Here is a 12,026-nt window from a genome sequence, read left to right on the forward strand (position 1 = left end):
TAATTTTTTTCCTTTATTTATCTTATACTGTACAGATATGAAACACAAGACAGAACCTCTCATGCCTGAAAACACGAGTGTTCTTGGTTTATTCGTAAAGTGAAACTTCATTCAGTGGGGAATCCTTCCCCCTATTGAATGTTAGTTGAACAGAATCAGGTATTTACGGACTGTATAGCCCCCACCTTCACATGTTGGGCTTTCCTCCTGTTTAGAAGTAGGGGTAGACAGACCGTTAATGCGTGATAAACATGAGTTATCAAATGAAAAGACTGCTCCTTCAAGTAGAAAGAGCAGTCTTGTTATTAAGCTTCGTAATATTCCTTAACAACAGATGCACAGCGGGTACAAAGGGTTGGATGATCTTGGTCCTCTCCGACTGTTTCGGATGATACCCAGCAACGTTCACATTTTTCACCAGGATGTACCTCGACAAGTACGTTTACATAGCGGTATTCTTTCGCTTTTGGTTCTTCACCTTTAATTACTGCCTCTGAAACAATTAAGTATTGATGGAGATATTCCATTGATTCCAATACTTTCTTCGTTTCTTCATCGCGGGGAACCAATGTCACTTTAGCTTCTAATGGTTTACCGATCAATTTGTCATTTCTGGCTTCTTCTAATGCTTTCAATACATCATCGCGAACGTTCATGAATTGATCCCATTTCGCTTTGTCTAATCCTTTTATTCCTCTTGGTTCCGGGATATCTGTCAATTGGACATACTTCTCTTCGACCCCCGGAATGTATTCCCATACTTCTTCAGCCGTATGCGGAATAATAGGTGTAAGCAGCTTAACAAGTGTTGTCAAGATTTCATAAAATGCGGTTTGGATACTACGTCTGCGTCTATCGTCCGGTTTCTCGATATAGAGAATATCTTTCGCAAAGTCCAAGTAGAAGGAACTTAAATCTACGGAACAGAAGTTATGAACTTCGTGGAAGATTGGCGAGTATTCATAAACCTCGTAAGAATTACGTGCATCAGCCAATACTTCCTGCAAACGATTAAGCATGAATAGATCAATTTCTTCCATCTCTGACTCAGGTACCTGATCCGTTGCAGGGTTAAAATCAGCTAAGTTTGCCAACATGAAGCGGAATGTATTTCTAATCTTCCGGTATGCTTCTGAGGTTTGTTTTAGAATATCATCAGAAATTCTAACGTCAGCCTGGTAATCGACTGATGCAACCCAAAGACGCAAAATGTCTGCACCTAATTGTTTCAATACTTTACCTGGAACGATGACGTTTCCTAATGATTTACTCATTTTCCTGCCATCTCCATCAAGGACAAATCCGTGACTGACAATTGATTTATAAGGCGCTTTACCTGTTACAGCAACTGCTGTAGAGATGGATGAGTTGAACCAACCACGATACTGGTCACTACCTTCTAAATAAATATCAGCTGGGCGGCGGTGATCTTTACGATTCATTAATACTCCTTCATGGGTTGAACCGGAGTCAAACCATACGTCCATAATGTCGGTTTCTTTCGTAAACTCTCCATTTGGACTATGCGGAGAAGTAAATCCTTCCGGCAATAGATCTTTCGCTTCTTTTTCAAACCAGATATTAGAACCATGCTCTCTAAATAGTTCAGATACATGACTAATCGTTTCTTCTGTAATGATTGGTGTATTATCCTCCGCGTAAAAAACTGGAATTGGTACGCCCCAAGTTCGTTGTCTTGAAATGACCCAGTCTTCACGGTCTCTTACCATGTTATACAGGCGGGTTTCTCCCCATTTCGGGAACCATTCGACATTTTTAATTTCTTCAAGAATATCTTGACGGAAATCTTTAATCGATGCAAACCATTGTGGTGTTGCACGGAAAATAGTCGGTTTCTTTGTCCGCCAGTCATGAGGATAGGAATGCGTAATGAAGGTAAGTTTTAATAATGCACCGACTTCCTCTAACTTCTCTGTTATTGCTTTATTCGCTTTATCATAGAACATTCCTTCAAAACCTGGTGCTTCGTCTGTAAATACTCCACGGTCATCAATTGGAGAAAGTGCGTCAAGTCCATAACTCTGAGCTACATAGAAATCATCTTCCCCGTGTCCTGGTGCAGTATGGACACAACCAGTACCAGCTTCTGTCGTTACATGGTCCCCAAGCATGACAAGTGAATCACGGTCATAGAATGGGTGGCTTGCGACAACTTTATCAATTTCTTGTCCTTTAAACTGTTTAACAACCTGTGGATTGCTCCACCCTAGCTCTTCAGCCACCGTCTCAAGCAATGATTCAGCAACTACATATTTTTCGTTCTCGACTTCTGCTACGACATATTCGAGGTCCGGGTGAACACTGATTCCAAGGTTAGCTGGAAGTGTCCATGGTGTTGTTGTCCAGATAACAATTTTTTCTCCTTCAGTTAACACATCTTTTCCATCTTTTACTTCGAACGTAACATAAATGGATGGGGAGCGTTTGTCATAGTATTCAATTTCCGCTTCAGCAAGTGCTGACTCAGACGAAGGAGACCAATTAACTGGCTTTAATCCTTTATAAATGTAGCCTTTTTTCGCCATTTCACCGAATACTTTAATTTGTGCAGCTTCAAAGTCTTTTGTGAGTGTGATATAAGGATTATCCCAGTCACCGCGGACACCTAATGATTTAAACTGCGTCCGTTGATTGTCAATTTGCTCTAATGCATACTCTTCACAGAGCTTACGGAATTCCGGTACAGGGATTTCCTTTCGGTTAATCTTCTTTTTCTTTGTGAGTGCCGTTTCAATCGGTAATCCGTGCGTATCCCAACCAGGAATATATGGTGCATGGTAACCGGTCATCGACTTATAACGAATGATGAAGTCTTTTAATATTTTGTTTAAGGCATGCCCGATATGCAAATCTCCATTCGCATATGGTGGTCCATCATGAAGAATAAATAATGGGCGACCTTTCGTACGTTCCTGCACTTTTTCATAAATATTATCTTCTTCCCATTGTTCACGGCGTACGGGTTCTTTATTTGGTAAGTTTCCACGCATTGGGAACTTTGTTTTCGGCATCATTAAGGTTTCTTTATAATCCATCATGCATTTCCTCCTTCAAATTCTTTTCGGCATAATTTATAAACAAATCATCATAACTCAACTTTCACCGTCTGAAACAACTAATTATTCCTTTCATTCAGCGTAAGTGCGCAACTCTCTTTCCGGGGTCCGCAGTCCAGACACCTCTCGCTTTCCGCGGGCGGCTGGTGAGCCTCCTCGGGCTAACGCCCTGTGGGGTCTCACCTAGGCCTATCCTCCCGCAGGAGTCTCGAGGTGTCTGGACTGCTCCCAGGGAAGGCCGAATTTGGAACACTATTTTTCATTTAAGGAATAGAACTCTCATCATAGTGGGATAGTTTCCGTTAATAATAACCCTCTCTACCAGTTCAGTTGCCCGGTGGACGGTGACTCCTGCGGGAATAGCACGAGCCCGGAGACCCCGCAGGAAGCGGTTTTCTTCCGAGGCAGACTAAGAACGCTCTCGTATGTGGCAACGTCTGACATTAACGTCCTGTGCGTCGAGGCTTCGGCTGTGCCTTAGGATGCGCATCCGTCCGCCGGGCAACTGAACGGTAATTAGAACGCCAATAAAATGAATGAAAGCAATTGGTTTTAGTATGAAAGTTGAGTGGTAACAAAAAAGTCCTCTCTATCCCAAAAGGGACGAGAAGACTCGCGGTACCACCCTTATAAATTTAAATGACATATTTAAATTCACTCAAGAATCTCTTAACGGTGATGAGCCGTCCACTATTACTATCATTTCATAGTGGATACATCAGGAGTGATGTTCTAAAAGCTATCTGTATCAGGCTTCCACCTTTCCCTGACTCGCTTATCAGACATATACTTTTATACTGTCTCCGTCACTGTATCTATCACATAATGTTTACTTGTATGAATTATATGTAAAAATTCCTTCGTCGTCAAGCCTACTACGCGTTATTTTTTAATAATTCATCCTCATCACCAATTTCAGCTTCGAAAAGCTCGTCCCAATCGTTCGTTTCAATCATATCAAGCTGTGCTTCGACAATTGCTTTCAGGCGGGTGCGGAATACTTTCGCTTGTTTCTTCAATTCCTCCACATCCATTGCAATTCGTCTTGATTTGCTTAATGCTTCGTTAATGATGCGATCTGCATTCTTTTCAGCTTCTTTAATGATTAGCTTAGATTCTTTCGTTGCGTTGCCCTTCACTTCCTCAGCAGTTTCCTGTGCAACAAGGATTGATCTATTTAAGGTCTCTTCAATATTCGTGAAATGACCTAACTTTTCTTCAAGCAGGTCAACTTTCTCTTCTAAATTCTTCTTTTCCCTTATGACCATTTCATAATCTTTCACGACTTGATCAAGGAATTCATTGACCTCATCTTCATCATAACCACGGAACTTACTTGAAAACTCTTTATTATGAATATCTAACGGTGTTAACGGCACAAAGGCCACCTCCCTAAGTATAAGAAATCCTATTCATTTATTTTAATATGACCCTCTTTATATAATTCGACAGAAAATAAAAAAATCCTGCATAAACAGATATTTTTTTATTCCAATGTCGCAGTAGTAATCCGCCATTTCTCTTTTCTTGTCTGTCCTTCGATCTGAACAACTTTGCTTCGTCCCTTACCTCGAAAAGACAATAAATCACCCGCTCCAAGGGGATATTTTGTATCTTGAACTACTTTATGATTCACTTTAACTAATTGCCGGTCTATCGCTTGTTGGGCATCCTTCCGTGACATACGGTAAATTTCTTTTAGCACAGTATCCAATCGGAGTGAAGATACCGTCTTATTAGACTCGACCCAATTCGGACGAGGGATGCGGACACTTGCCAGTTCTTTTTCCGCCAGTTTGATCTTCGCATGTTTCACCGATGTAAGATTCATCACAATATAAGGACTAATTTCAGCCGCAACGATAATTTGAATCGTTCCATCTGCAACAAAGATATCCCCAAGCTTTTCACGCTTCACACCAGAAGATAGAAAGGCACCCATCGCATCTCGGTGTGTCAGTGTGACAAATTTTTCCTGATAGGTTGCCTCGAGAAGTGTTAATTGAAAACTCTCCTCGGTTATTTCTTCATAGAATGGTGCAATAATCATTCTTTTTCTTTCTGTATGCGGGGAACCCCCGAACGCTTCGATTTGCAGTTCTTCATTCCCCGTACCGATAATTGTTTCAACAATTTGCTGCTCACGCGGATCTAAGAAATCAGTGAGCTTCGGAATATAACTCCGTTCTACTTGCTCTTTCCAGGAAAGGACCTGGTCAATGAACGGGGCTTCCTCATTACGAAAATGCTGATAAATATCCATTTCATACTTCCTTTAATTTCATTACTTTAGAAGAACATCCGGAAGAATGTTTCTAATCCCATTCCCGCGAAACGCAGAACGATGATCGCTACAATCGGGGAAACATCAATCATCCCTAACGGCGGAATGAAGCGTCTGAATATTTCTAAGTATGGTTCTGCGATTCTTCCAATTAATTCTCCAAATGAAGATTCCCGTGCTCCCGGAAACCAAGACATTAAAATATAGATAATCAATATCCAAGAATAGATATAGATTGCAAAACTAAAGAGACTTAAGAGTTGATTCATCAAAAACTACCTTTCTTTTTATAATTCGTCTTCATACAAATAGGACTCAGAAATCGATCCTGTTACGTCAACACTTTCAGGGGTACAGAGGAATGTCTCTGCACCAAGCTTCTGTATGTCACCGTTTAAGGCATAAACAGTACCGCTTAAGAAGTCCACAATCCGTTTTGCCTGGTGGCTTTCCACTCTTTGCAAATTGATTACAACGGACCGCTTATTGACGATATTATCAGCTATTTCTTGTGCCTCATTATAGGATCTTGGCTCACAGAGGACAACTCTCTGAGCAGGCTGCTGTACACTTTGCAGATTCACGACATTCTGAGACTTTTGCTTAGGCGTTACTTTATCCGGCAAGTTGTCCTCTTCAATATACTCGTATTCATACTCATCGTCCATTGTAAAGTAGTTTTTAATCTTATTTTTAAAACTCATTTTCTCACCTCTTCTTAACGGGTAGGTTTATTCACCGACTAGCTTCGAACCGATCCGAATGTGGGTTGCTCCTTCTTCAATTGCAATCTCATAGTCATTACTCATTCCCATGGATAAATAATGGCACGGCGCATGAGTATATTTTTTATCTCTTATTGTATCACGTAAAGTTGCTAGTTCGCGGAAGACACGGCGAATTAGTTCTTTATCTTCCACGTGCGGGGCCATCGTCATCAAGCCGACAACTCTAACCTTGTCATATTTTTCAATTTCTTTAATAAAATCTTCTACTTCTTCTACTTTGAGACCGTGCTTCGTCTCTTCTTCACTTACATTAACTTGTATGAAGCAATCGATTGGCTCTGTTGCGCGCTTATTTATTTCTTTAGCGAGTGATATCCTGTCGAGTGAATGGATCATATCGACTTTGTCAATGATATCCTTTACTTTCCTTGACTGCAGCGTACCAATGAAATGCCAATTCGCGCCTTCCCCAACTGCTTCATATTTTTCTAAAAATCCTTCCGTTCGATTTTCCCCAAAATCTTTAATTCCTGCTGCAACTAATTCTTTATTTCGTTCAATTGTAACATATTTCGTTACGGCAATTAATGAAATATCTTCCTTTTTTCGATTGCTGCGCTCACAAGCTTCTGCAATATGATTTGTAATCTCCTCAAGATTCGTTGCTACAACCATTTTTCATAACAATCTCCTTCATAACATTATTCCAACATGCCAATAAATCCGAGCATTCGACCGGTTCGTCCCTGGTCGCGTCGATGAGAGAAAAATAGATCATGCTCCCGATACGTACAATAATTTGTTATATCTATATTATGCCTTAATATGCCACAATGTAAAAGGATTTCCCTATTCAACTCTTTCAGGTCCAATGAATAGCGCCCGCCACCTTTATCAGTAAGCACCTTCTCACGAACATCTGTAGCAATTTGGGATGCGACATATTCATCCACCTCATAATGTTCCGGTGAGATGCCAGGTCCAATCGTCACAAGAATATTCTCCCGTATAGAGCCATTTTCCTCAAATTGTGTAACCATTTCTTTTGCTATTTCCTTTACGGTACCTTTCCAACCCGCATGGGCGATCCCAATTATTTCTGCTTCCGGATCATAGAAGAACAAGGGGATACAATCTGCATAAAAAGCAGTGAGTAAGAGACCTTTTTCTTTAGTCAGAATGCCATCTGTATTCTTTAGCGCGGAGGCTGTTGATGCCGCTCCTTTACCTTTATCCGAGGCAGTTACAAGTTGTACCTTATTTCCGTGAACTTGCTCGCTGACAACCCAGCTTTCCAAGGGAAAACCGGTTAATGCCGCAAGAGTGCTCCGATTCTCTAATACATCTTCTGTAACATCTTGAACATGGAGACCACAATTAAAGCTTGAGAAATCTCCTTGACTGACACCACCATTTTTTGTAGTAATCCCGCCAACGAGTGACGGTGATAACCCTTTCCAGTTAATTAAGCGTAATAATTGCTTTTCTTTAATAATAAAAGGTTCCATCTCCAAGCACACCCCCCTCTACTTTGCTTCATTTTATCATATTTTGTCTAATAGATAACACTTAAAGATGTACTTCTTTTTTTATGGGAGCATTAATTTCCGCTGATCGGCGGACTCTTTCACTAGAATAACGTCTGTTCCGATTCGTAAAATTTGCTTCCATAGTACTTGAACCTCCTCAGCCTTTCCAAAGAAACCACCCTTTGTATCGCGGTCTGCAAGAATGAGTGCAATAATTTTACCTGTCCGTACATCAATTTCCAAATCAATAATAAAACCTAATCTTCTTCCGTCCACAACGGAAATAACTTCCTTCATTTGCAGTTCAGATAACCGTATCATAAAATTTCACCCCTCTTATTATACTATATGCCGGATGCATCTCATTTTAAGACAAAAGAAAAAAGCAGGGGAACCTGCTTTTTATTCTTAGGGAAGCCTATGATCTATAAGTACTATTCAAACATTCGTTTATTCATTTGCTTAATAGCCGCTTTCTCTAATCTTGATACTTGCGCTTGTGAGATTCCGATTTCTTCAGCGACTTCCATTTGCGTCTTTCCTTGGAAAAATCGTTTGTTAACAATCATCTTTTCCCGTTCATTTAATTGTACGATACCTTCCTTGAGCGATATTTTATCATCCCAGTTAGTCGCCTTGTCTTTCTCATCACTAATTTGATCGACAACATAAATCGGGTCACCCCCATCATTATAAATCGGTTCAAACAAGGAGACTGGTTCTTGAATTGCATCAAGGGCAAATACAATGTCTTCTTCAGGGATTCCCGTTTCTTCGGCAATCTCTTTATGTGTCGGTTCTCTTGAAGTTTTACTCATCAAGAGTTCCCTCGCTTGCAGGGACTTATAAGCGATATCCCGGAGCGAACGGGATACACGGATTGGATTATTATCTCTGAGATAACGACGGATTTCACCGATAATCATCGGTACCGCATAAGTGGAGAAGCGCACATTATGACCTAAGTCAAAGTTATCAATCGATTTCATTAGTCCAATACAACCGACTTGAAATAAATCATCAACATATTCTCCGCGGTTATTAAAGCGCTGAATGACGCTCAATACAAGTCGTAAATTTCCATTTACTAACTCTTCCCGCGCCGAGAGATCATCCTTTTCCTGAAGCCTTATGAACAACTTTTTCATTTCTTCATTTGTTAGTACAGGTAGTTTCGATGTATCCACACCACAAATCTCTACTTTATGTCTAGCCATTTCTGTTCAACCCTCCCAGATGTCGATGCTGTTCAAGGTCAGTATCTCCCTCTAAAAGGATTTTTATGCAGGCTGATAAAAGTAAGAAATTGGGAAATCATAGCAAAGTCAAGTAAGCTATGTGGTTACATCATTTTATTAAATTCTTTTTGAAGTCTACGAATAATCTTCTTCTCCAATCTAGAAATATATGATTGCGAAATGCCTAACATATCGGCTACATCTTTCTGGGTTTTTTCTTCTTGGCCTTGAAGACCAAAGCGCAGCATCATGATTTGCTGTTCCCGTTTGTTAAGCTGGGACAATGCATCCCGTAATAAATTTTTATCAACTGTAGACTCAAGGTTCTTCGTTATAATATCTTCCTCTGTTCCGAGTACATCGGATAACAATAATTCATTTCCATCCCAATCAATATTTAAGGGCTCGTCAAAAGATATCTCTGATTTCAATTTGTTTGTACGCCGCAAATACATTAAAATTTCATTTTCAATACAACGGGAAGCATATGTTGCCAATTTAATCTTCTTTTCCGGTTTAAATGTATTAACTGCTTTAATGAGTCCAATCGTTCCGATGCTGATTAAATCCTCAATATTAATACCAGTATTCTCGAATTTACGAGCAATATATACGACAAGGCGTAAATTCCGTTCAATCAATACTGCTCTTGCCGATTGATCCCCTTTCGTTAATAATTTCAAGAGTTCCGCTTCCTCTTCTTTATTCAAGGGCGGAGGTAAAGCTTCTTTACCGCCGATATAATAAATTTCACTTGATTTTATTTTCAGCTTAAATAATAAACGATACCATAAAATTCGCAAACGTAATTTCCACATGTCCATCTACCCTTTCTATTATGCAGAATAGTGAATAGCCGTTTTGATCAGTTCGGGCTGTAACAAACAGTGATAGCTTCCATCTCCGGTTAAATTGCCAAATTGAATTCCGACGAGAAAATCCGTCGTGTAAATTTCTTTGTTATCGTAATAAATCGTAATATCATCAGGTATAATCGTGAATAAAAAACCGTTCCCCCCTTCAACCCCTTGATATGGAATAATCCGTAATTGGTCGACCCATTGCTTTGGAATCTTATCCATATCCAATGTTTCATGGGCAATCATAAGCTGCTCCCAATCTTTCTTATCAAACCAGGGAGATAAAAATGTTTCGTCACATATGATGACAGGTTTTTTTGTAAATGGGTCGACAAGCTGATTTCCGCTATCAATAAAACTTTCCGTGGAATGACTCACCCCGTTGATTTTTAATGTCACTGGGATTGTCGCATCATAACGGATCTTATCTTGTACGTGCTTGTCCATACGCTGTTTCGTAAAAATCCAAACAAGCGGAAAGCAAACAACAATGAACAACCAGCTTAATGGATCACCGAACCCTTTGTTATACGTGACAAACCCTGTTTCAGAAACGGTGATTGGTTGCTGGATAAGGAAGTGGAGGGCAATCAATCCCCCGCCGACAGCGAAACTCATCAAGTAAAATAAAGTGACCAGTTTCACCAGCCGATAAATTGTTTTAAAACCAAAACTGCTTAAAATAATAATGATGGAGAAAATGACTTTGCCGATTACACTCGTAAAAAAGGAGTTCGGATAATAAATGGATAATGGTACTATCAAAGAGGCGACAAATGCACCAAAAGCCAAGCGGTAACGACTCGTATGTAATTTTGCTAATTTGTCTGTCAGTAACAGCAGCATGTAATCCAGCAGGAAGTTAAGTAGCCATACCGCGTCAAGATAGATTGCCAATACACTCTCCCTTTCTCCCGATTTGATTCGTGATGGGTTTATACTTGATGTAAATTGAAGTATAGACCAGCCACTATGAAAAGTCTGTCAGTTCTTGTATGCGATAAACAACTTCTTTTCACTAAACCTTCCGGGGTTTGTCGGAACGAGACAATAGAAAAAATAAGTAACAGAAAAAAGCCGAGGCATAACTTGTTAGTAAGTTATGCCTCGGCTTTTTTAATCAGATTCAATGTTTGCATTAACGATTGCGATTACGGTTCCTTAAGAATGTCGGGATATCCAGTTCATCTTCCTCCACTTTCGGGCGAGGATTATTTGGTTTCATTTCCCTTTGCGGCTGTTCTTCCGGTTCGCGGGTAGCTGCTTGTTGTCTTTCCGCAATCGATGGTCGCGTATCCCGTTTCGGTTTATTCGACTTCTGGGCGTTCTCATCAAAACCTGTTGCGATCACAGTAACGACGATCTCATCATTCAGATTCTCATTAATAACTGAACCGAATATTACGTTCACTTCTTCATCGGCTGCATTCGTTACGAGATCAGCTGCTTCCTGCACTTCATACAGACTCAAGCTCGTTCCACCGGTGATATTCATTAGAATACCGTGAGCACCATCAACGGATGTTTCAAGAAGCGGGCTAGAAATAGCTTTCTTCGCTGCTTCTGTTGCTCTAGTTTCTCCTGTCGCAATTCCGATTCCCATTAGTGCAGACCCTTTGTCAAACATAATTGTTTTAACGTCAGCAAAGTCAACGTTAATCAGACCCGGCTTCGCAATTAAGTCAGAGATCCCTTGGACCCCTTGTCGTAAAATATTATCTGCTTCACGGAACGCTTCCAGCATTGGCGTATTTTTATCGACTATTTCAAGTAAACGATCATTCGGAATTACAATTAATGTATCTACATTACTCTTTAATGTTTCAATCCCGGCTATGGCCTGATTTGCTCGACGCCTGCCTTCGAAGGAAAATGGACGAGTTACAACACCAACGGTTAATGCGCCTAGCTCTTTCGCGATTTGCGCGATTACCGGCGCAGCACCTGTACCTGTCCCCCCACCCATTCCTGCAGTTACGAAAATCATATCAGCTCCTGAAAGTACTTCTTCTAATTGTTCTTTACTTTCCTCTGCTGCTTTTTTTCCAACTTCCGGGTTCGCACCTGCTCCAAGACCACGAGTTAGTTTCGCTCCGATCTGAACTTTAACTTCTGCCTTGGATAAATTTAAAGCTTGAGCATCTGTATTAACAGCGATAAATTCCACGCCTTCTACTCCGTGCTCAATCATGCGGTTAACTGCGTTGTTCCCGCCGCCACCAGCACCGACAACTTTTATTTTCGCTAACTCCTCCATATTTGTATCAAATTCCAACATACTTCGTTCCTCCTAATATGCAAAATTACAGA

The 12,026-nt window shown here is 40.4% G+C and carries 12 protein-coding genes and 1 other annotated feature; all 12 genes read right to left on the minus strand.

The features are described 5' to 3' along the window. Positions 1–305 precede the first annotated feature (305 nt). The 12 genes from ileS to ftsZ all read right to left on the minus strand — a co-directional run bounded on the left by ileS (position 306) and on the right by ftsZ (position 11,994). A complete protein-coding gene (ileS, locus tag GN217_RS04800; RefSeq protein WP_156855557.1) occupies positions 306–3,056 on the minus strand; it encodes an isoleucine--tRNA ligase in 2,751 nt (916 codons plus the stop codon). Between the two features lie 617 nt (positions 3,057–3,673). Further along, positions 3,674–3,896 (minus strand) — a binding site (T-box leader). Positions 3,897–3,952: 56 nt separating this feature from the next. Beyond that, positions 3,953–4,456 carry a DivIVA domain-containing protein gene (locus GN217_RS04805; protein WP_156855522.1) on the minus strand — a complete coding sequence of 168 codons (504 nt, stop codon included), beginning with the start codon at positions 4,454–4,456 and terminating at the stop codon, positions 3,953–3,955. A gap of 107 nt (positions 4,457–4,563) precedes the next feature. After that, positions 4,564–5,340: a YlmH family RNA-binding protein gene (locus tag GN217_RS04810; protein ID WP_156855523.1), complete on the minus strand. Its 777-nt coding sequence runs from the start codon at positions 5,338–5,340 to the stop codon at positions 4,564–4,566. Positions 5,341–5,366: 26 nt separating this feature from the next. Next, positions 5,367–5,630 (minus strand): YggT family protein, encoded by a 264-nt coding sequence (locus tag GN217_RS04815; protein ID WP_156855524.1) that lies wholly within the window; start codon positions 5,628–5,630, stop codon positions 5,367–5,369. Between the two features lie 18 nt (positions 5,631–5,648). Next, a complete protein-coding gene (locus GN217_RS04820; RefSeq protein WP_156855525.1) occupies positions 5,649–6,065 on the minus strand; it encodes a cell division protein SepF in 417 nt (138 codons plus the stop codon). A 27-nt stretch (positions 6,066–6,092) separates the two neighbouring features. Further along, positions 6,093–6,764, minus strand: a complete 672-nt coding sequence (locus tag GN217_RS04825; protein WP_156855526.1) for a YggS family pyridoxal phosphate-dependent enzyme — start codon at positions 6,762–6,764, stop codon at positions 6,093–6,095. A gap of 26 nt (positions 6,765–6,790) precedes the next feature. Next, positions 6,791–7,597 carry a peptidoglycan editing factor PgeF gene (pgeF, locus tag GN217_RS04830; protein WP_156855558.1) on the minus strand — a complete coding sequence of 269 codons (807 nt, stop codon included), beginning with the start codon at positions 7,595–7,597 and terminating at the stop codon, positions 6,791–6,793. Between the two features lie 81 nt (positions 7,598–7,678). Further along, complete coding sequence (locus GN217_RS04835) at positions 7,679–7,939, minus strand: YlmC/YmxH family sporulation protein (protein ID WP_156855527.1); 261 nt, start codon at positions 7,937–7,939, stop codon at positions 7,679–7,681. Positions 7,940–8,052: 113 nt separating this feature from the next. Next, the gene (sigG, locus tag GN217_RS04840) at positions 8,053–8,835 is read right to left on the minus strand and encodes an RNA polymerase sporulation sigma factor SigG (RefSeq protein ID WP_156855528.1); all 783 of its coding nucleotides are present in this window, start codon (positions 8,833–8,835) and stop codon (positions 8,053–8,055) included. A 125-nt stretch (positions 8,836–8,960) separates the two neighbouring features. Next, a complete protein-coding gene (sigE, locus tag GN217_RS04845; RefSeq protein WP_156855529.1) occupies positions 8,961–9,680 on the minus strand; it encodes an RNA polymerase sporulation sigma factor SigE in 720 nt (239 codons plus the stop codon). 12 nt (positions 9,681–9,692) lie between these two features. Next, positions 9,693–10,613 carry a sigma-E processing peptidase SpoIIGA gene (gene spoIIGA / locus GN217_RS04850; RefSeq protein ID WP_156855530.1) on the minus strand — a complete coding sequence of 307 codons (921 nt, stop codon included), beginning with the start codon at positions 10,611–10,613 and terminating at the stop codon, positions 9,693–9,695. 241 nt (positions 10,614–10,854) lie between these two features. Further along, entirely contained in the window at positions 10,855–11,994 is a 1,140-nt protein-coding gene (ftsZ, locus tag GN217_RS04855) for a cell division protein FtsZ (RefSeq protein ID WP_156855531.1), read from the minus strand. Positions 11,995–12,026: the final 32 nt, after the last annotated feature.

This window comes from Oceanobacillus sp. AG, assembly GCF_009746545.1.
Taxonomy (GTDB): Bacteria; Bacillota; Bacilli; order Bacillales; family Amphibacillaceae; genus Oceanobacillus; species Oceanobacillus indicireducens.

Excerpts from the sequence above, each read along its gene's own strand:
- GN217_RS04820 (WP_156855525.1), bottom strand. The coding sequence starts at position 6,065 with ATGAGTTTTAAAAATAAGATTAAAAACTACTTTACAATGGACGATGAG.
- pgeF (WP_156855558.1), bottom strand. The coding sequence starts at position 7,597 with ATGGAACCTTTTATTATTAAAGAAAAGCAATTATTACGCTTAATTAAC.
- GN217_RS04815 (WP_156855524.1), bottom strand. The coding sequence starts at position 5,630 with ATGAATCAACTCTTAAGTCTCTTTAGTTTTGCAATCTATATCTATTCT.
- GN217_RS04825 (WP_156855526.1), bottom strand. The coding sequence starts at position 6,764 with ATGGTTGTAGCAACGAATCTTGAGGAGATTACAAATCATATTGCAGAA.
- sigG (WP_156855528.1), bottom strand. The coding sequence starts at position 8,835 with ATGGCTAGACATAAAGTAGAGATTTGTGGTGTGGATACATCGAAACTA.
- ftsZ (WP_156855531.1), bottom strand. The coding sequence starts at position 11,994 with ATGTTGGAATTTGATACAAATATGGAGGAGTTAGCGAAAATAAAAGTT.
- GN217_RS04835 (WP_156855527.1), bottom strand. The coding sequence starts at position 7,939 with ATGATACGGTTATCTGAACTGCAAATGAAGGAAGTTATTTCCGTTGTG.
- GN217_RS04810 (WP_156855523.1), bottom strand. The coding sequence starts at position 5,340 with ATGGATATTTATCAGCATTTTCGTAATGAGGAAGCCCCGTTCATTGAC.
- ileS (WP_156855557.1), bottom strand. The coding sequence starts at position 3,056 with ATGGATTATAAAGAAACCTTAATGATGCCGAAAACAAAGTTCCCAATG.
- sigE (WP_156855529.1), bottom strand. The coding sequence starts at position 9,680 with ATGGACATGTGGAAATTACGTTTGCGAATTTTATGGTATCGTTTATTA.